Source organism: Xanthomonas translucens pv. cerealis (assembly GCF_006838285.1).
GTDB classification, from domain to species: Bacteria; Pseudomonadota; Gammaproteobacteria; order Xanthomonadales; family Xanthomonadaceae; genus Xanthomonas_A; species Xanthomonas_A cerealis.
This window is the reverse complement of sequence record NZ_CP038228.1, coordinates 2,940,870-2,957,925: the sequence shown is the minus strand read 5'-3', so window position 1 is coordinate 2,957,925 and position 17,056 is coordinate 2,940,870. Positions and strand designations below refer to the sequence as shown.

Here is a 17,056-nt window from a genome sequence, read left to right as displayed (position 1 = left end):
TCCACATGGCGCTTGTCCGGCCGCCATCATGTCGCTGCGTTGTACGCCCAGGCTGCAAGCGGCGAGGGCTAGGCCACGCATGCCGGTTGCCGGCGCTGCCAGCGCCGCGCGGACCCTGTAGCATCGGCGCCGACTAGGGCGGGCAACGCATGGGGAATCGCATGGCAGTGCAGGTGCTGGTGGTGAAGGAAACGGCGCACGGCGAACGCCGCGTGGCGGCGACGCCGGAGACGGTGAAGAAGCTGGTCGCGCTCGGCGCGCAGGTGCATGTCGAACCGGGCGCCGGCGTGTCTGCCGGCTTCGTCGATGCGGCCTATCTCGCGGCCGGCGCGCAACTGGCCGATGCCGCGACCCCGGCGCAGGCCGATCTGGTGCTGTGCGTGCAGCCGCTGCCGGTCGCCGCGCTGCATCAGCTCAGGCCCGCCGCGTGCGTGGTCGGGATCCTGCAGCCGCAGGCCGATGCGGCGCGCGCCGAGGCGATGCAGGCGCGGCAATTGGTCGCCTTTCCGCTGGAACGTCTGCCGCGCACCACCCGCGCCCAGGCGATGGACGTGCTCAGCTCGCAGGCCGGCATGGCCGGCTACAAGGCCACCCTGATCGCCGCGCAGCTGGCGCCGCGTTTCTTCCCGATGCTGACCACCGCCGCCGGTACCATCCGCCCGTCCAAGGTGCTGATCGTCGGCGCTGGCGTGGCCGGCCTGCAGGCCATTGCCACCGCCAAGCGCCTGGGCGCCCAGGTCGAAGGTTTCGACGTACGCCCGGAGACGCGCGAGCAGATCGAATCGCTGGGCGGCAAGTTCCTCGACCTGGGGGTCAGCGCGGCGGGTGAGGGTGGCTATGCCCGGCAGCTGACCGAGGAGGAGCGCGCCGAGCAGCAGCGGCGCCTGGCCGAGCACCTGAAAGGCATCGATGTGGTGGTGTGCACCGCCGCGGTGCCCGGTCGTCCGGCGCCGAAGATCCTTAGCGCGGCGATGGTCCAGGGCATGAAGCCGGGCAGCGTGGTGGTGGATCTGGCCGCCGAGACCGGCGGCAACTGCGAACTGACCCGCCCCGGCGAGACCATCGCGCACGCCGGCGTGGTCGTCGCCGGCCCGCTCGATCTGGCCAGCATGGGCGCGGTTCACGCCAGCGAGATGTATGCGCGCAACGTCTACAACTTCGTCGCGCTGTTCCTGAAGGACGGCGCGATCGGCTACGACTGGGACGACGAGCTGCTGGCCAAGACGCGCTGGACCGGTTGAGCGTGATCCACGCACCATGCCTGGCTGTCAGCCTGCACAGAAAGCGGCTGCCGTCTGCCTTCGAGCATCTTCGGCCGCAGCCTCAACACGCTTACGGGGCGGTCACTCCGAGCCGGGCGAAGGTCCGCTGTCCGGGCCAGCGTTGGCCTTGATCCAGGCGTCGCGCTGCGGCGGGGTCATCGCTTCCCAGCGGTCGCGCAGCGCCTTGCGTTGTTCCGGCGGCAGCGCCCGCATGCGTTCGAACAGCACCCGCGCCTCTTCGCGCTGCTGCGGACTCATGACTTCGTAGCGGCGTGCGCCCTTGCGCGCTCGCTCGCGCTGCTCCGGGGTCATGCTCTGCCAGCGCTGCGCATGCTCTAGCATCCTGCGCCGCTGCTGCGGCGCATCGTTCCAGCGCTGGCGCATCGGCGCGATCAGCAGCTCGCGCTGCTGCGCGCTCAGGTGCTCCCAGTCCGGCAGCGGCGGACCCGCATCGGCGTCGGCATCCGACGGCGGTGGTGGCGCTGGCGGTGCGGCGAACGTCGGCAACGGGGGGGCGCCGGCCAGCAGGGCCAGCGCCAGGGACATGCGGATCAGGCGCTTCATCGTGTTCATTCCATCGCCAGCGAGGTATCGGAACCCAGCCACAGGTACAGGTCGGGGTTTTCTTCGAGCAGGCCGGCCGCGCTGTCGTCGCCGTCGCCTTGCGCGGCGGCGCTCGCCGAGACCGTGGCCGCCGCCGCAGTGCCGGCGACGCTGGCCGGGACCGCGACCGGCAGTGCCGGGCGCAGCAACAGGTGCATGCCGAATGCGGCGCCGAGCAGCGCCGGTGCCGCGGCCAGCAGCCAGCCCCAGCGCCGGGCCGGCGCAGCGTGCCCGCGGCGGGCGGCGCGCAGTCGCGCCAGGGTCGGCGCCGGCAGCGCCTGCAGCGAGGCCTGGTGCGCGCGGCGCATCTGCGCGTCGAATGCGGCCGAATGTGTGCGGTCGGGTTTCACCGGACGTCCTCCAGATGTTTCTGCAACGCCTCGCGGGCGCGCGACAGATGGGTCTTGACCGAGCCTTCGGAGCAGCCCATCGCGCGTGCGGTGGTGGCCACGTCCAGCTCCTCGAGCACGCGCAGGGTGAAGGCTTCGCGCTGCCGCGCCGGCAGTGCGCGCAATGCCGCGACCAGCCGCGCATGCGTCTGCCGCTGCTCGTGGCGCTGCGCCGGGGTCGGGCCTTCGTCGGCCCAGTCCGGCTGGCTGTCCTCGCTGCGCTCGCTGGCCGGCGCCCAGAAGCGCAGGCGGAAGCCGCGGCGGCGCTGCAGGTCGATGATGCGCCGGCGCAGGATGCTCCAGAACAGCGGGGTCCATTCCTGCGCCGGCCGCTCGCGGTAGGCGAGCAGCTTGATCATCGCGTCCTGCACCGCATCCAGCGCATCCTCGCGCTGGCGCAGGCCGGCCTCGGCGAAGCGGAATGCGCGTGGACCGATCTCGGCCAAAAACGCGTCCAGCGACACCGGCAGCTGGCGCATGGCATCGTCGCTGTCGTTGTCGGCCGATGCGGGTTCGAGGGCGGGCGTGCTCACCAGCACAGCTTAGCTTCCTGGCGCGGGGATACCGTGGAGAACGTCTTGCCGGCGCCGCGGTTGACCGGCCATCGTGTCGATGTCTACCGATGGTTGCCGGCCCGGGGCGTGCGCTCGATCGGCCCGGGCCGGGCAAGCGAGAACGCGCCCCGCTGCCATCGCCCGCCGATTCAGCAGCCGGTTATGATTGCGACGGTCGGGCGCGGCGCCCGGGAGAAGCGAGAATGAACGACGGTTTCGTGGCCTTGTACATCTTCATGCTGGCGGCCATCGCCGGGCATGTGATCATCTCGCGGGTGCCGGTGATCCTGCATACCCCGCTGATGTCCGGTTCCAACTTCATCCACGGCATCGTGCTGATCGGGGCGATGGTGGTGCTCGGCCACGCCGACACCACGCTGGAGAAGGCGGTGGGCTTCCTCGCCGTGCTGCTCGGCGCCGGCAACGCCGCCGGCGGCTATGTGGTCACCGAGCGCATGCTGGAGATGTTCAAGTCCAGCAAGAAGCCGGAGTCCAAGCCGTGACCCCGACCACTGCCGAGGCACTGTCCTGGCTGGTGAAGGCCAGCTACCTGGTGGCCGCCACCCTGTTCCTGCTCGGCCTGCAGCGCATGGCCTCGCCCAAGACCGCGCGCAGCGGCATCCATTGGGCCGGCTTCGGCATGCTGTTGGCGACCGCGGCGACGTTCCTGCTGCCCGGCCTGCACAACCTGCCGCTGATCCTGCTGGCGATCGCGATCGGCACCGGCGCGGCCTGGATCTCGGCCAAGAAGGTCGCCATTACCGACATGCCGCAGATGGTCGCGCTGTACAACGGCATGGGCGGCGGTTCGGCCGCGGCGATCGGCGCGGTGGAACTGCTGCGCTTCTCGTTCCTGGCGCACCGCGACACCTCGCACTGGAGCGAAAGCGCGATCGCCGCGCTGGCCGCGCGCCAGCCCGACGCGACCACGCTGGCGCTGGCCATCGTCGGCTCGGCGATCGGCGCGATCTCGCTGTCCGGCTCGGTCATCGCCTGGGCCAAGCTCGACGGGCGGCTGGACAAGCGCGTCACCTTCCCTGGCCAGCAGGCCTTCAACCTGCTGGTGTTCGTGGCGATGCTGGGCCTGGGCGCCTGGGCCGCGATCGGGCTCAGCCCGGTGGCGATCGTGGCCTTCTTCGCGGTCGCACTGGCGCTGGGCGTGCTGATGACGCTGCCGATCGGTGGCGCCGACATGCCGGTGGTGATCTCGCTGTACAACGCCTTCACCGGCCTGGCGGTGGCCTTTGAGGGCTACGTGCTGGGCAACGAGGCGCTGATCATCGCCGGCATGATGGTCGGCGCAGCCGGCATCCTGCTGACCCGGCTGATGGCCAAGGCGATGAACCGGCCGATCAACGGCGTGCTGTTCTCCAATTTCGGCGGCGGCGGCCAGGCGCAGGAGATCAGCGGCGCGCAGAAGCCGATCGAGGCCGGCGACGTGGCGGCGATGATGGCCTACGCCGAACGCGTGGTGATCGTGCCCGGCTACGGCATGGCGGTGGCGCAGGCGCAGCACAAGATTTGGGAGCTGGCGCAGCGGCTGATCGAGCGCGGGGTCAAGGTCAAGTTCGCGATCCACCCGGTGGCCGGGCGCATGCCCGGGCACATGAACGTGCTGCTGGCCGAAGCCGGCGTGCCCTACGATCTGATCGCCGACATGGACGACATCAATCCCGAGTTCCCCAGCACCGACGTGTCGCTGGTGATCGGCGCCAACGACGTGGTCAATCCTGTCGCCAAGACCGATCCGGCCAGCCCGATCTTCGGCATGCCGATCCTGGATGTGGTCAAGTCCAGGAACGTGGTGGTGATCAAGCGCGGCAAGGGCACCGGCTTTGCCGGGATCGAGAACGCGCTGTTCTACGCTGGCAACACGCGCATGCTGTACGGCGACGGCGCCGAGGCGGCCGGCGCGCTGGTCAGCGAATTGAAGGCGCTGGACGGCGGGCATTGAACCGGCGCCGGCGATCGGCGCCCATGGATTGTGCGCGGCTGAAGCCGCTCCTATCCCCCTGTAGGGGCGGCTTCAGCCGCGACCACTACCTCAGCGCGCGCTGAAATAGGCCACGATCAGGCCGATGCCCAGCCACAGCACGTCGCCGGGGCGGTTGGCCAGCACGGTCAGCGTCCACGCGTAGCGCGCGCCCAGTTTCAGCGACGAATCCCACGCATCCAGGCCCAGCCCGGCACCTACATGCGCGGCGGCGATGCCCCAGTTGGCGGCGACGATCACCAGTGCGGTGGCGAGCACCGCCACGGCGATGCGCAGCTTGCCGCGCGGCAGCCTGCCCAGGCGCAACATCCACGCGACCTCCAGCGCCACCAGCACCGCCATCCAGCCGGATTGGTGGCCCAGGCTGAGTGCGACCAGCATCCAGGCGATCAGGGCGGTGAAACAGCCCAGGCACAGCAGCAAGGGCCATAGCCAGTGCGAGGTCCTGGCCGGCGTGGAGGAGGGCGGCATGCGATGTTCCCGGAGAATCCGCACAGGATACCCTCCACCGCGTTCCCCGCGCACTCGGATAAACTGGGCGACTTGCACCGGCGGGGCCTGCCCCCATATCGCCCCCATGTACTCACGCAGCAGCGAACCTGTCCAATTCGAACGCGATTGCGCCGCGGTGATGGTGCCGCAGGGCGATGCGGTGACCCTGCCGGCCGGCAGCTACGGCTACATCACCCAGGCGCTGGGCGGCAGCTATACGGTGTTCGTGGAGGGCAACCTGTTCCGCATCGCCGGCAAGGATGGCGACGCGATCGGCAAGGAACCGCCGCCGGGCCTGGACCTGCCGGAAGGCGCCAGCGACGAGCAGGTCGAGACGCTGATCTGGCAACAGCTGCGCACCTGCTTCGATCCGGAGATCCCGTTCAACATCGTCGATCTGGGCCTGGTCTACGAGGTCGGCGTGCAGCCGCGCGAGGATGGCCAGCGCATGGTCGAGGTGAAGATGACGCTGACCGCGCCGGGCTGCGGCATGGGCGAGATCCTGGTCGACGACGTGCGCAGCAAGCTGGAGCTGATCCCGACCATCGCCGAGGCCGATGTCGAACTGGTGTTCGATCCGCCGTGGGGCCGGCATATGATGTCCGAGGCCGCGCGCCTCGAAACCGGCATGCTCTGACCCGCGCGACTGCGCGACCCGGGGCCGGGACAAGGCGCCGCCGCTGCGCTCGGATGATGTAGCGGCACGGCCGTCCCTCGACTACCACAGGAAAACCGGTGTCCGCTACCGAGCCGTCTTCGCAGTTCCGCCTGATCCCGTCCACCACCGCGCGCAGCGCCGACGAGCGCGCTCAGATCCTCGCCGCGCCGGGCTTCGGCAACTCCTTCACCGATCACATGGTCGCCATCGAATGGGACCGCGAGCAGGGCTGGCACGATGCCCAGGTCCGCGCCTACGGTCCGCTGGCGCTGGATCCGGCGGCCTCGGTGCTGCACTACGGCCAGGAGATCTTCGAGGGCATCAAGGCCTACCGCCATGCCGACGGTTCGATCTGGACCTTCCGCCCGGAGGCCAACGGCAAGCGCCTGCAGCGCTCGGCGCAGCGCCTGGCGCTGCCGGAGCTGCCGGTGGAACTGTTCGTCGAATCGCTGCGTCAGCTGATCGCGGTCGATGCCGCGTGGGTGCCGTCGGCGCCGGAGACCAGCCTGTACTTCCGTCCTTTCATGATCGCCAACGAGCCGTTCCTGGGCGTGCGTGCAGCGCAGAAGGCCGGTTACTACGTCATCGCCAGCCCGGCCGGCGCCTACTTCGCCAAGGGCGTGGCGCCGGTGGCGATCTGGCTGTCCACCGACTATGCGCGCGCGGCCAAGGGCGGCACCGGTGCCGCCAAGTGCGGCGGCAACTACGCCGCCTCGCTGCTGCCGCAGCAACAGGCGCAGGCGCAGGGCTGCTCGCAGGTGCTGTTCCTGGACCCGGTCGAGGGCAAGTACCTGGAAGAGCTGGGCGGCATGAACGTGTTCCTGGTGATGCGCGACGGCAGCCTGGTCACCCCGGCGCTGTCCGGCAGCATCCTCGAGGGCATCACCCGCGACAGCATCCTGCAACTGGCACGCGATCGCGGCATGCACGTGGTCGAGCGCCAGGTGAGCATCGACGAATGGCGCGAGGGCGTGGCCTCGGGCGAGATCGCCGAGATCTTCGCCTGTGGCACCGCCGCGGTGGTGACCCCGATCGGCCAGTTGAAGGGCAAGGAGTTCGTGGTCGGCGACCTGACCGCGCCGGCTGGCCCGGTAACCCTGTCGCTGCGCCAGGAACTGACCGACATCCAGTACGGTCGCGTGGCCGACCGCCACGGCTGGCTGCTGCGGCTGGGCTGAGTCCCGGCGTTCTTCTCCCGCCCACTGGCGGGCGCCGAGCTGGGCGTGGCAACAGCCGCGCCCAGCCTCAATCTTCCTTGCGCAAGTTCGCCGCATCCCGGCGTTGCCGCCGCGGGCGCGGCAGCCCCGCTCTGCCGGTGCCCAGAACACGACTGCTCGGCCCAGGCAGATCCTGTGTCGCGCGTGATCACGCCGCGCCATGCAGGGATTTTCAGGAGGTGTCTCCGGTTTGCGCTTCACTTTGCCGCGAAAAGCGAAGTGGATACCGCGTAATATCTTGACTTGATTCACTTTTATTGATTTTGGACGATCAATACTCCGTCCGTACGCACCTGTATTGAGGTGGCGTTGGATGAACGGCTGGTAACAGGGTCGGCCTGGGAATCGCGCTGCATTCGGAGTCCGTGCCTGTTCTGGCATTCGCAGCGCGAAAAATCGCCGTCAGGTGGCAATCAACGAAACGGAAGTTTCGAATGTCCGATATTTCGCAACGTGGTTCGCGCCAGCGCCCTTGGCTGATCGTACTTGGAGCGTCCGCATTGACCTCGCTGTTGCTGGCGATGCCGGCATTCGCCGGCGACGTCAACCTCTCCGGCCTGTCCGCCGAGCCGACCGTGCAACGTTTCATCGTCAAGACCAAAGGCGCTGCCTCCGTCGCCACTGCAAATGCCGCCGCCACTTCGCTGTCGTTGCGCGCGACGCTGCAATCGGTCGCCGCAGCGATGCCGGCCAAGAACGGCCGCGCGCTGGGGTTGACCAGCCTGCGCCGCCTGGCGGTGGGCGCGTAAGTGATCAAGGCCGACCGGCCGTTGGACCGCACCGAGGCGCTGATGCGCCAGCTGGCCGCCGATCCGAACGTCGCGTCCGTCGAAATCGATCAGCGCATGACCATCGCGCTGACCCCGAACGATCCCAGCCTGTCCAACCAGTGGGCCTTCGGCACCACCACCGCCGGCATCAACGTGCGCCCGGCCTGGGAACAGGCCACCGGCACCGGCGTGGTCGTGGCGGTGATCGATACCGGCATCACCAGCCATCCTGACCTCAACGCCAACATTCTGCAGGGCTACGATTTCGTCAGCGATGCGGACATGGCGCGCGACGGCAACGGCCGCGACAGCAACCCGGCAGACCAGGGCGACTGGATCGAAGCCAACGGGTGCTATTCCGGTTCGCCGGCGACCCATTCCAGCTGGCACGGCACCCATGTGGCCGGCACCATCGCCGTGGTGACCAACAACAGCACCGGCCTGGCCGGTACCGCGTTCAATGCCAAGATCCTGCCGGTGCGCGCGCTCGGCAGGTGCGGCGGCTACACCTCCGGCATCGTCGACGCGATCACCTGGGCGTCCGGCGGCACCGTCAGCGGCGTGCCGGCCAACACCACTCCGGCCGAAGTGATCAACATGTCGCTGGGCGGCAGCGGCGCCTGCTCGACCACCTACCAGAATGCGATCAACGCTGCGGTCGGCCGCGGCACCACCGTGGTGGTGGCGGCCGGCAATCGTTCGGTCAACGTCTCCACCTCGTCGCCGGCCAATTGCGCCAACGTGATCGCGGTGGCCGCGACCACCTCCTCGCGGCCCAAGGCCAGTTACTCGAACTACGGCAGCGGCATCGACATCTCCGCGCCGGGGTCGAGCATCCTGTCCACGCTCAACGACGGCACCAGCACGCCGGGCAACGCGCGCTACGACGGCACCTCGATGGCGGCGCCGCATGTGGCCGGCGTGGCCGCGCTGGTGCTGTCGGCATCGCTGAACCCGCTGACCCCGGTGCTGCTGGAGGCGCGCTTGAAGGCGACCGCCAGTGCATTGCCGGTGGCCTGCACACTGGGTTGCGGCGCGGGCCTGGTCAACGCCGGTGCGGTGGTGGCGGCCACGCTGAAGCCGCAGACCCCGGTCCGCGGCGTGCCACTGGGCAACCTGGCGCTCAAGGCGGGGACCTCGCTGTACTACCAAGTCAGCGTACCGGCCGGCACGCACTGGCTGAAGCTGGCCCTGGCCGGCGGTAGCGGCAACGCCGACCTGTCCCTACGCGGCGGCAGCCTGCCGACCGATACGCTCTACGGCTGCCGCTCGATCGCCGCGGCCAATGCCGAGAGCTGCCCGCTCAACCTGCCTGCCGGCACTGACTACGTGCGGGTGAAGGCGGTCACCGCCGTGGCCGGGGTGGGCGTGACCGCCAGCTACTGAGCGGCGTCATTCGCACAGGTCGCAAGCGCGCGCCTGCAGCACGTCGAGCAATCGCGCGGCGTCGATTTCCAGCAGCAAGCCGCGCTTCCCGGCGTTGAACCACACGCTGCCCGGAGCCAGCGCCGACTGCTCGACCAGCACCGGCGCCGGCCGCTGCTGGCCCAGCGGACTGATGCCGCCGATCTTGTAGCCGCTGCGGCGTTCGGCCTCGGCCACCTCCATCATCCGCGCCGATTTGCCGGCGCCTGCCGCGGCGAGCTTCTTCAGCTGCACGCGGCGATCGGAGGGCACCACCACGCACACCGCGCGCGCGTCGACCCAGGCCATCAGGCTCTTCAGCACCCGCGCCGGCGGCAGGCCCAGCGCCTGCGCCGCCTGCAGGCCCTTGGCGCCGGCTTCGGCTGCGTATTCGTAGGGATGCAGGCGATAGGCGACGCCGGCCGCGTCCAATGCGCAGGTGGCACGGGTGGCCTTGGACATGGCGGCTCAGGCCGGTTCGAAGCGGTTCGCGGCCACGTTCTTGCGGACCTTCTGCGGGTCCCAGATCTGCCCGTTCATGGCGATGTAGACCCCGGCCGGCAGCGACTGCACCGCGCCGACTGCGCAGCCGATGTTGAATTCCGCATCGGAGCCGCGGAAGCGCGCCGGGTTCAGCGCACCGGTCATCACGATGGTCTTGTCCGGGATCGTCTGCAGCACCTTGCCGGTCTGCACCATGGAGTCGGTGCCGTGGGTCAGCAGCACGTGGCGCGCGGACTGCGCGGCGACGGTGGCGCGGATCAGCTCGCGGTCCTCGTCGGTGATGTGCAGCGAGTCCTTGCGAATGATCGGGATCACGCTGAAGCGGAAGGTCACGCCCAGTTCCTTGAGGATCTGGCCGATCTGCGGATCGCCGATCTGGTAGTCGGACTTGTCGTCGAAATAGATCTTGTCGATCGTGCCGCCGGTGGTGACGATCAGGAGTTCTTCCATTGCCGGTTCCTAGAGCATGACGGGCGCCGCGGTGGCCGCAGCTAGGCGGCCATGATACCCGGCAGGCCGCCGGCGCCGGCCGCTCAGGGCCTTTCGCCGCCGGGCGGCCTGGCGCCGCGCTTGCGGGCGAAACGCGCACGCAGTCCCGGTGCGCTGGACAGGCCGATCGCCAGCAGCGCCAGCAGCAGTTCGGCCCAGGCGTAGGCGCGCTGCGGCGGATGGCTCCAGGCGGCCATCACTCCGTGGCTGAACCAGAACAGCCCGAACACGCCGCCCCAGAAGCGCGCCACCGCCGAGCCGCGCAGCACCCCGATCGCCAACAGCAGCGGCGGCAGCGCGAATACCATCAGCGCAGCGAGGCGGTGGCGGTCGTCGTGGAACCAGGCCGCGTACAGCAGCGCCAGGACCAGCAGCGTGGCTGCCAGCGCGTTACGCAGGCGGGCGGTGCTCACGGCACCGCCAGGCGTTGCGCGATGCCGGCCAGGCGCCGCCCCAGTGCGCGTGCCAGCTGCGCTTCTTCCTCGCTGGGCTGCGGGTCGTCGTCGGCGCCGGCGACATGGCTGGCGCCGTACGGGGTGCCGCCGCTGCGCGTGCTGCTGAGCAGCGGTTCGGTATAGGGAATGCCGACGATCACGCAGCCGTGGTGCAGCAGCGGCAGATGCATCGACAGCAGCGTGGCTTCCTGGCCGCCGTGCAGCGAGGCGGTGGAGGTGAACACCGCCGCCGGCTTGCCGGCCAGGGTGGCGCTGGCCCATTCGGCGCCGAGCCCGTCGATGAAGTGCTTGACCGGCGCGGCCATGTTGCCGAACCGGGTCGGGCTGCCCAGGGCCAGGCCGACGCAGTCGCGCAGGTCGCTGGCCTCCACGTACGGCGCGCCGCTATCGGGTACCGGCGGCGCGCTGGCCTGGGTGACCGCGGCCACCGGCGGCACCGTGCGCAGGCGCGCGGCCATGCCGGGCACTTCGCCGACGCCGCGCGCGATCTGCCGCGCCAGGCGCGCCACCGAACCGCCACGGCTGTAGTACAGGACCAGGATCTCGGCCATGCGGCCCTCGCTATGCTTGCACCAGAACGGCCGCCAGTATCGGCGATGCCGGCATCCGTGCGCATCGGGTACCCTTGGCCGATGCAGCCTTTGGACACGGTCAATCTCTGGACGGAGCGGGTGCGCGACCGCGCGCGGATGCGCAGCTTCGCCGGCTTCCTGTGGCGGCGCTTCCTCGACGACCGCCTGTTCCAGGCCGCCGCGTCGCTGGCCTACACCACGATCTTCGCGCTGGTGCCGCTGGCGATGGTGGTGTTCGGCGTGCTCTCGGCGTTCCCGGTGTTCGATCGCTGGAGCGACCAGCTCAGCGACTACATCTTCTCCAACTTCGTGCCGGCCGCGGCGCGCTCGGTGGAGGCCTATCTGCGCCAGTTCTCGGCCAGCGCCGGGCAGCTGACCAGCGCCGGCACCATCGCGCTGATGGTGTCGCTGCTGATCACCTTGAACAGCGTCGAGCAGACCTTCAACCGGATCTGGCGGGTGGTTTCGGCGCGGCCGCGGCTGACCCGCTTCCTGGTGTACTGGACGGTGCTGACCTTGGGCGCGCTGCTGGCCGCGGCGTCGCTGGCGGCGTCGGCGCGGTTCTTCGCGCTGCCGCTGTTCCGCACCAGCGAAGGCCGGCTGCTGGCGCAGATGGCGCTGGGCCTGGCGCCGGTGCTGATCGAGTTCGTCTGCGTCACCCTGGTGTACCGGGTGGTGCCGCACCACACGGTCAAGCTACGCCATGCGGTGCCGGGCGCGCTGCTGGCGGTGGCCCTGCTGGAACTGGTGAAGTGGGGACTGAGTCTGTACCTGGGCAGCTTCCAGTCCTACCAGCGCATCTACGGCACGGTCGCGTTCGTGCCGATTTTCCTGCTGTGGATCTATCTGAGCTGGATCGGGATCCTGCTCGGCGCCTCGCTGGCGTCCTCGATCGCCGCCTTCCGCTACCAGCCGGCGTCGATGCGGCTGCCTGCCGGCTACGAGATCTACGGCTTGCTGCGCCTGCTCGGGCGCTTCGCGCAGGCGCGCAAGGACGGCCACGGCCTGCACGAGGACCGGATCCTGCAGCTGGAGCCGATGCTGACCGATTCGCTGGTGCAGGAACTGCTGTGCGAACTGGAGCGCAGCCGCCTGCTCAGCCGCGCCGAGCATGGCGAGTGGCTGCTGGCGCGCGACCTGGCCGACGTGCCGCTGACCGAACTCTACGAAAACTGCCAGCTGCGCATCCCGATCGCCGAAGCCTACCTGCCGTGCCGCGACGACGCGCTGGGGCAGGCGGCATGGCGCGCGCTGGACGAACTGCGCATGCCGCTGCGCGACGTGCTGAAACGTCGCGTCGGCGATCTTTACACCGATATCGGAGACCTCGCATGACCCTGCGTATCCTGTTCCCGTTGTTCGCCGCTGCCGCGCTGCTGGCGGGCTGCGATCGGCATCCTTCGCCGGCCGTTGGCGCCGCGCCGGGCGCGTCGGCGCCTGCAGCTCCCGCCGCCCCAGCGGCGCCCGCTGCGTCGACCGCGCCGGCCGCTGCCGAAGGACCGAACGTGGTGCAGGAGACCCGGCCGCAGCCGACGCTGAAGGTGAAGGCGGTGGACGGCAGCGACTACGACCTGGCCGCGCATCGCGGGCAGTGGGTGGTGGTGAATTTCTGGGCCACCTGGTGCGCGCCGTGCCTGAAAGAAATGCCGGAGTTGTCGGCGTTGCACGTGATGCGCGACAACATCGAAGTGGTGGGCCTGGCCTATGAGGACATCGAGCCGGCGGAAATGCAGGCGTTCCTGAAGGACCATCCGGTGGCCTACCCGGTGGCGATCCTCGACACCTACGCGCCGCCGGCCGATTTCGCCACCCCGCGCGGGCTGCCGATGACCTATCTGATCGCCCCGGACGGCAAGGTCGCCAAGCAGTTCCTGGGGCCGGTCAATGCGCACGACATCGAGGAGGCGATCGCCGCGGCCGGCGGCAAGGTCGCCGGCCAGGCGAAGGCTGCGGGCTGATGGCGACCGCCCGCTTCCTGGTCTGCGGCCGGGTGCAGGGCGTGTATTTCCGTGCCGCCACCCGCGAATGCGCGCTGGCGTTGGGGCTGGACGGGCAGGCGCGGAATCTGGCCGACGGCCGCGTCGAGGTCATCGCCGCTGGCGAGGCCGCGGCGCTGGAGGCGTTGGCCGAGTGGCTGCGGCACGGCCCGCCTGCAGCGCGGGTCGAGCAGGTGCTACGTGAGCCATGGCCGACGCCGGTGGCGACGGGCTTCGCGATCGGGTGAAGCCCCGGGAACCGTGGCGGCTCGCTGTAGGAGGGACTTCAGTCCCAACGCGCTACCGGTAAGGCCTCGTCGGGACTGAAGTCCCTCCCACGCCACCGCCTGCCGCTGCAGAAGGGGGGCAATCCGGCAGTGTCTTTGCGCAGACGTCCGGTCGCGGCTGAAGCCGCTCCTACAGAAAACCCGTGCACCGTCCGTTGCGCGCTGCACCATCGAGTCCCGAGTCCCCGGTCCCGACTCCCGGCCTCAACCAGGATACGCCGCGATCGGCGGCAACACGCCGAACTTTTCCTTGCGCGGCCTGTGCTTCAGTGGCGGCAGTTCCAACTCCGGCTCCTGCAGCGGCGTGTCGGGCAACTGGTCGAGCAGATGCCGGATCAGCGTCAGGCGGCCGCGCTTCTGGTCGTTGAAATCCACCAGCGTCCACGGTGCCTGTTCGCGGTGGGTGGCGTCCAGCATCGCCTCGCGGGCGCGGGTGTATTCGGCGTACTGGGTGCGCGACTGCAGGTCCACCGGCGAAAGCTTCCAGCCCTTCAGCGGATCGTGCAGGCGTTCGGCGAAGCGCTTCTCCTGCTGCTCCTGGTCCACGCACAACCAGTACTTGAACAGGCGGATGCCGTCGTCGACCAGCAATTGCTCGAACAGCGGCGCCTGGCGCAGGAAGGCCTGGTATTGCGTGTCGCTGCAATAGCCCATCACCCGCTCCACCCCGGCGCGGTTGTACCAGCTGCGGTCCATCAGCACCATTTCGCCGGCGGCCGGCAGATGCGTGGCGTAGCGCTGGAAATACCACTGCGTGCTTTCGCGGTCGGTCGGCTTGGGCAGCGCCACCACCCGGCACTGGCGCGGGTTCAGATGTTCGGCGATGGCCTGGATCGCGCCGCCCTTGCCGGCGGTGTCGCGGCCTTCGAACAGCACCAGCACCCGTTCGCCGCTGTGCTGCAGCGCTTGCGCCAGTGCCGCCAGTTCCAGTTGCAGCGGTTGCATCAATGCCTGGTACTGCTTGCGTTTGAGTTTGCTCATTTGCTGCGCCTGGTGCGGGTGCCGGCCATGCTGCGCGCCACTTCCAGCAGCGCGCCCTGTTGGCGGCTGTCGAGTGTGCGGTAGGCCTGCAGGAGGTCGTGTTCGCCGCGGGTGCGGGCCGGGTCGAGTTGGCTGGCGAGTTCGCCGAGCAGCGCGCCGGCGGGAACGCCGAACGCACGCGCCAGCGCGTTGAGTTGGTCGCGGCCGGGCATCTTTTCGCCGGCCAGCCAGGCCTTGACCGTGGCCGCACCGGCGCGCGGGATGGCGGCGGCGATGTCCGCGGCGCTCATGCCGCTGGCCTTGGCCAGCAGGCGCAGGGTGGTGTCCAGGGGCATGCGCGGTTCCAGGTCATTCCTTCAGGCGTGGGCGCAGCGTGGCCAGGTTGCACGGCCGGGTGCGCGCGTCCAGCTGTGCGGCGACGATCCTTTCCCAGGCGGTGCGGCAGGCCGAGGTCGAGCCGGGCAGGCAGAACACGAAGGTGGCGTTCGCCAGGCCGGCGAAGGCACGCGACTGCAGCGAGGAGGTGCCGATCTCATCGAAGCTGATTGCGCGGAACAGCTCGCCGAAGCCGGGCATCTGCTTGTCCAGCAGCGGCAGCAGCGCCTCGGGGGTGGAGTCGCGGCCGGTGAAGCCGGTGCCGCCGCTGACCAGGATGCCGTCGACCTGCGGGTCGGCGATCCACGCCGAGACCACCGCGCGCATCCGGTAGCGGTCGTCGGGCAGCAGCTCGCGCGCATACAGGCGGTGGCCGGCCTCGCCGAGCACCGACACCAGATAATCGCCGGAACTGTCTTCGGCCAGGCTGCGCGTGTCCGAGACGGTCAGCACGCACAGGTTCAACGCGATGAAATCGGCTTTGGCGCTCATGCCCGAAGCCTAGCGGCTCGCCCGGCTGGCGTATAGCCCGGGGTTCAAAGCGCTTGCCGGCATGCCATGCGTGCCGGCAGCGTCATCGCGGCCAACGCGCGTCACCGGCGCATGCGCCGCGTGGCCGCCAGCAGCGCGGCGGCTCGATGCGCGTGCAATCGGCGATGGCGGCCGAACCGCCGCCATCGCCAGTGCCGCAACTTACGACAATGAAAAATCAAGGGATCGCGTCTGTGGCACTATCGGCCCGGTGCGATCCGCCATCCGCCTATGCCATGCCGAGCCATGGCGCTACGGCCGCCGCCGCGCTCTTGCGACCAACCCGGGCGCCTGCCGCCAGCGGACCGGCAGGATGGCGCTGCGTCACTTTTACGGTTGCTCGCTGACGCTGGCGGCGCTGCCGATTGCGGGATAAGCGTTCTTGACCAGCATGACGAATTGATCGTGGAACCAGGCGCCGGAGATCGGCGCGTTGGGCAGTGCGTCCGACAACACGCCATCCGGTGTCGTATAGGTAGGATCGCACATACGGTCGAAGCCCTTGCCCTGGTTGTTCTTGATGAATTTGCTGGAGCCATCCGATACGCCTGGCTGTTTGACGAATGCATAAGCATGCAGATGCCCGCCCGGCGCCGCAGTCGGGGGCGTGCCGATGCCTGTTGCACTCTGGTTGCACCAGTTGCCCCGATGATCGCGACGATCGATACGTCCCGAATTCACATAGGTATCGATGTCGTTGCCGCTGGCGGAAGTTGGGCGATTGTGCCCGCCCCAGCCGTTGCGGCTGGTATCGATGATGAATCCGATGCTATTTCGCCAGCCTGCGGCGACGAAGCCGTTGTACAAGGCTTCCGCGTAATGGGATTCGTCAAAGTTGGGATTCCACTGGTAGAACTTGGATGACTTGATGGGTTGCCCGCCTACCGTCAGGTCCGGGTTGGGCAGATTCGGTTCGGTCAGCGGTGTCACGTTCGCGGTATTGCTGACGAACCCATCGACGCTGGCAAGGCCTGCAGCGGTGCTTTGAAAGACTTGCGTGTACAGGGAAATCGCCGCCGTCATGTTGTTTTTCCAACCCAGCCAGCCGGAATGGGCGATATCGAGGTAGTTGTAGGTGTTTGGAATCGCATGCAGCTTGTCGACCGCGTACTTGATGCCTTCCTCATAGATGCCCGTGCTTTGCGCCTGCGCGCAACGCGGGGTGCTCAAGTTGGTCACCAGGTTCGGCAGGCTGTCCGGTTCGATGACGTTGACGATGCGGATGTTCTTGTATTTTGGATCTGCGATAATGCCGGCGATCACATCGATGTATTGCTGCTTGTAGCGGGTGAGGCCGGCTTGGGTGAGCGGCAGTTCGCCGTTGGAGGCCAGCGCGTGGCAGTCGCGTCCGGGAATGTCGTAAATGACCAGCCCCACCGTGATCGGCGTATTCGGTTTTTGCTGCGCCAACGCGTTGTTCAGATGAGCGGTCAAGCCGAGCAGGCCCGCATTGCGCGCGCCGCCGTAGATTGCGTTGATCGAATCGAGCCAGACGAAGGTGGGGTAGCCCGCCACGATCTTCATCTTTTGTTTGAAGTGCAATC

At 68.9% G+C, this 17,056-nt stretch carries 20 protein-coding genes and 1 pseudogene; 9 read left to right on the top strand and 12 right to left on the bottom strand.

Going from position 1 to position 17,056, the window contains the following annotated elements; genetic code table 11:
- Window positions 1-161 precede the first annotated feature (161 nt).
- The gene (locus tag E4A48_RS13060; RefSeq protein ID WP_142743172.1) at window positions 162-1,241 is read left to right on the top strand and encodes an NAD(P) transhydrogenase subunit alpha; all 1,080 of its coding nucleotides are present in this window, start codon (window positions 162-164) and stop codon (window positions 1,239-1,241) included.
- Between the two features lie 102 nt (window positions 1,242-1,343).
- Here the strand turns inward: E4A48_RS13060 and E4A48_RS13055 are convergent, their stop codons facing one another.
- Genes E4A48_RS13055 through E4A48_RS13045 form a run of 3 tightly spaced genes read right to left on the bottom strand, consistent with a single transcriptional unit; the run spans window position 1,344 to window position 2,793 of the window.
- Window positions 1,344-1,826 (bottom strand): DUF3106 domain-containing protein, encoded by a 483-nt coding sequence (locus E4A48_RS13055; RefSeq protein WP_142742539.1) that lies wholly within the window; start codon window positions 1,824-1,826, stop codon window positions 1,344-1,346.
- 5 nt (window positions 1,827-1,831) lie between these two features.
- A complete protein-coding gene (locus E4A48_RS13050) occupies window positions 1,832-2,173 on the bottom strand; it encodes a hypothetical protein (RefSeq protein WP_052235138.1) in 342 nt (113 codons plus the stop codon).
- 38 nt (window positions 2,174-2,211) lie between these two features.
- Window positions 2,212-2,793, bottom strand: a complete 582-nt coding sequence (locus E4A48_RS13045) for an RNA polymerase sigma factor (RefSeq protein WP_039007560.1) — start codon at window positions 2,791-2,793, stop codon at window positions 2,212-2,214.
- Window positions 2,794-3,011: 218 nt separating this feature from the next.
- Here E4A48_RS13045 and E4A48_RS13040 point away from each other — a divergent pair, with 218 nt between their 5' ends.
- Window positions 3,012-3,311 (top strand): NAD(P) transhydrogenase subunit alpha part 2, encoded by a 300-nt coding sequence (locus E4A48_RS13040; protein WP_003472229.1) that lies wholly within the window; start codon window positions 3,012-3,014, stop codon window positions 3,309-3,311.
- Window positions 3,308-4,762, top strand: coding sequence for an NAD(P)(+) transhydrogenase (Re/Si-specific) subunit beta (locus E4A48_RS13035; protein WP_142742538.1), 1,455 nt, complete (start codon window positions 3,308-3,310; stop codon window positions 4,760-4,762). The genes E4A48_RS13040 and E4A48_RS13035 overlap by 4 nt, the downstream gene beginning before the upstream one ends.
- A 90-nt stretch (window positions 4,763-4,852) precedes the next feature.
- On the opposite strand, the gene E4A48_RS13030 is transcribed toward E4A48_RS13035, so the two are convergent.
- A complete protein-coding gene (locus tag E4A48_RS13030; RefSeq protein WP_039007554.1) occupies window positions 4,853-5,272 on the bottom strand; it encodes a hypothetical protein in 420 nt (139 codons plus the stop codon).
- Between the two features lie 106 nt (window positions 5,273-5,378).
- On the opposite strand from E4A48_RS13030, the gene sufT reads away from it, so the two are divergent.
- The 3 genes and pseudogenes from sufT to E4A48_RS13015 all read left to right on the top strand — a co-directional run bounded on the left by sufT (window position 5,379) and on the right by E4A48_RS13015 (window position 9,324).
- Window positions 5,379-5,930 (top strand): putative Fe-S cluster assembly protein SufT, encoded by a 552-nt coding sequence (gene sufT, locus E4A48_RS13025; RefSeq protein WP_039007553.1) that lies wholly within the window; start codon window positions 5,379-5,381, stop codon window positions 5,928-5,930.
- 131 nt (window positions 5,931-6,061) lie between these two features.
- The gene (locus E4A48_RS13020; protein WP_409975481.1) at window positions 6,062-7,129 is read left to right on the top strand and encodes a branched-chain amino acid aminotransferase; all 1,068 of its coding nucleotides are present in this window, start codon (window positions 6,062-6,064) and stop codon (window positions 7,127-7,129) included.
- Window positions 7,130-7,602: 473 nt separating this feature from the next.
- A pseudogene (locus E4A48_RS13015) lies at window positions 7,603-9,324 on the top strand (S8 family peptidase).
- A gap of 6 nt (window positions 9,325-9,330) precedes the next feature.
- Here the strand turns inward: E4A48_RS13015 and E4A48_RS13010 are convergent.
- The 4 genes from E4A48_RS13010 to wrbA form a co-directional block, all read right to left on the bottom strand.
- On the bottom strand, window positions 9,331-9,804 hold the full coding sequence (locus E4A48_RS13010; protein WP_142742537.1) for an aminoacyl-tRNA deacylase: 474 nt from the start codon (window positions 9,802-9,804) through the stop codon (window positions 9,331-9,333).
- A gap of 6 nt (window positions 9,805-9,810) precedes the next feature.
- Window positions 9,811-10,296 carry an asparaginase domain-containing protein gene (locus E4A48_RS13005; RefSeq protein ID WP_009578129.1) on the bottom strand — a complete coding sequence of 162 codons (486 nt, stop codon included), beginning with the start codon at window positions 10,294-10,296 and terminating at the stop codon, window positions 9,811-9,813.
- Window positions 10,297-10,379: 83 nt separating this feature from the next.
- Entirely contained in the window at window positions 10,380-10,748 is a 369-nt protein-coding gene (locus E4A48_RS13000) for a DUF2069 domain-containing protein (RefSeq protein ID WP_039007546.1), read from the bottom strand.
- Window positions 10,745-11,341 carry an NAD(P)H:quinone oxidoreductase gene (wrbA, locus tag E4A48_RS12995; RefSeq protein WP_058196827.1) on the bottom strand — a complete coding sequence of 199 codons (597 nt, stop codon included), beginning with the start codon at window positions 11,339-11,341 and terminating at the stop codon, window positions 10,745-10,747. The genes E4A48_RS13000 and wrbA overlap by 4 nt, the downstream gene beginning before the upstream one ends.
- Window positions 11,342-11,422: 81 nt before the next feature.
- On the opposite strand from wrbA, the gene E4A48_RS12990 reads away from it, so the two are divergent.
- From E4A48_RS12990 to E4A48_RS12980, 3 genes are read left to right on the top strand one after another with little or no spacing between them, the layout of a single operon-like run.
- Window positions 11,423-12,697 carry a YihY family inner membrane protein gene (locus tag E4A48_RS12990; RefSeq protein ID WP_039007545.1) on the top strand — a complete coding sequence of 425 codons (1,275 nt, stop codon included), beginning with the start codon at window positions 11,423-11,425 and terminating at the stop codon, window positions 12,695-12,697.
- Window positions 12,694-13,320, top strand: coding sequence for a TlpA family protein disulfide reductase (locus tag E4A48_RS12985; protein WP_409975449.1), 627 nt, complete (start codon window positions 12,694-12,696; stop codon window positions 13,318-13,320). The genes E4A48_RS12990 and E4A48_RS12985 overlap by 4 nt, the downstream gene beginning before the upstream one ends.
- Window positions 13,320-13,586, top strand: coding sequence for an acylphosphatase (locus tag E4A48_RS12980; protein WP_039007543.1), 267 nt, complete (start codon window positions 13,320-13,322; stop codon window positions 13,584-13,586). Before E4A48_RS12985 ends, E4A48_RS12980 begins: the two co-directional genes overlap by 1 nt.
- 243 nt (window positions 13,587-13,829) lie before the next feature.
- Here the strand turns inward: E4A48_RS12980 and ppk2 are convergent, their stop codons facing one another.
- The 4 genes from ppk2 to E4A48_RS12960 all read right to left on the bottom strand — a co-directional run bounded on the left by ppk2 (window position 13,830) and on the right by E4A48_RS12960 (window position 17,036).
- Window positions 13,830-14,606 (bottom strand): polyphosphate kinase 2, encoded by a 777-nt coding sequence (ppk2, locus tag E4A48_RS12975; protein WP_039007541.1) that lies wholly within the window; start codon window positions 14,604-14,606, stop codon window positions 13,830-13,832.
- Window positions 14,603-14,941 (bottom strand): helix-turn-helix domain-containing protein, encoded by a 339-nt coding sequence (locus E4A48_RS12970; protein WP_039007540.1) that lies wholly within the window; start codon window positions 14,939-14,941, stop codon window positions 14,603-14,605. The genes ppk2 and E4A48_RS12970 overlap by 4 nt, the downstream gene beginning before the upstream one ends.
- Before the next feature lie 13 nt (window positions 14,942-14,954).
- Window positions 14,955-15,473: a molybdenum cofactor biosynthesis protein B gene (moaB, locus tag E4A48_RS12965; RefSeq protein WP_039007539.1), complete on the bottom strand. Its 519-nt coding sequence runs from the start codon at window positions 15,471-15,473 to the stop codon at window positions 14,955-14,957.
- 369 nt (window positions 15,474-15,842) lie between these two features.
- Window positions 15,843-17,036: a glycoside hydrolase family 6 protein gene (locus E4A48_RS12960; RefSeq protein WP_260607950.1), complete on the bottom strand. Its 1,194-nt coding sequence runs from the start codon at window positions 17,034-17,036 to the stop codon at window positions 15,843-15,845.
- Window positions 17,037-17,056 lie beyond the last annotated feature (20 nt).

Coding starts and splice junctions, on each gene's coding strand:
- E4A48_RS13060 (WP_142743172.1), top strand. CDS start 162: ATGGCAGTGCAGGTGCTGGTGGTGAAGGAAACGGCGCACGGCGAACGC.
- E4A48_RS13055 (WP_142742539.1), bottom strand. CDS start 1,826: ATGAAGCGCCTGATCCGCATGTCCCTGGCGCTGGCCCTGCTGGCCGGC.
- E4A48_RS13050 (WP_052235138.1), bottom strand. CDS start 2,173: ATGCGCCGCGCGCACCAGGCCTCGCTGCAGGCGCTGCCGGCGCCGACC.
- E4A48_RS13040 (WP_003472229.1), top strand. CDS start 3,012: ATGAACGACGGTTTCGTGGCCTTGTACATCTTCATGCTGGCGGCCATC.
- E4A48_RS13030 (WP_039007554.1), bottom strand. CDS start 5,272: ATGCCGCCCTCCTCCACGCCGGCCAGGACCTCGCACTGGCTATGGCCC.
- sufT (WP_039007553.1), top strand. CDS start 5,379: ATGTACTCACGCAGCAGCGAACCTGTCCAATTCGAACGCGATTGCGCC.
- E4A48_RS13010 (WP_142742537.1), bottom strand. CDS start 9,804: ATGTCCAAGGCCACCCGTGCCACCTGCGCATTGGACGCGGCCGGCGTC.
- E4A48_RS13005 (WP_009578129.1), bottom strand. CDS start 10,296: ATGGAAGAACTCCTGATCGTCACCACCGGCGGCACGATCGACAAGATC.
- wrbA (WP_058196827.1), bottom strand. CDS start 11,341: ATGGCCGAGATCCTGGTCCTGTACTACAGCCGTGGCGGTTCGGTGGCG.
- E4A48_RS12990 (WP_039007545.1), top strand. CDS start 11,423: ATGCAGCCTTTGGACACGGTCAATCTCTGGACGGAGCGGGTGCGCGAC.
- E4A48_RS12985 (WP_409975449.1), top strand. CDS start 12,694: ATGACCCTGCGTATCCTGTTCCCGTTGTTCGCCGCTGCCGCGCTGCTG.
- E4A48_RS12980 (WP_039007543.1), top strand. CDS start 13,320: ATGGCGACCGCCCGCTTCCTGGTCTGCGGCCGGGTGCAGGGCGTGTAT.
- ppk2 (WP_039007541.1), bottom strand. CDS start 14,606: ATGAGCAAACTCAAACGCAAGCAGTACCAGGCATTGATGCAACCGCTG.
- E4A48_RS12970 (WP_039007540.1), bottom strand. CDS start 14,941: ATGCCCCTGGACACCACCCTGCGCCTGCTGGCCAAGGCCAGCGGCATG.
- moaB (WP_039007539.1), bottom strand. CDS start 15,473: ATGAGCGCCAAAGCCGATTTCATCGCGTTGAACCTGTGCGTGCTGACC.
- E4A48_RS12960 (WP_260607950.1), bottom strand. CDS start 17,036: ATGAAGATCGTGGCGGGCTACCCCACCTTCGTCTGGCTCGATTCGATC.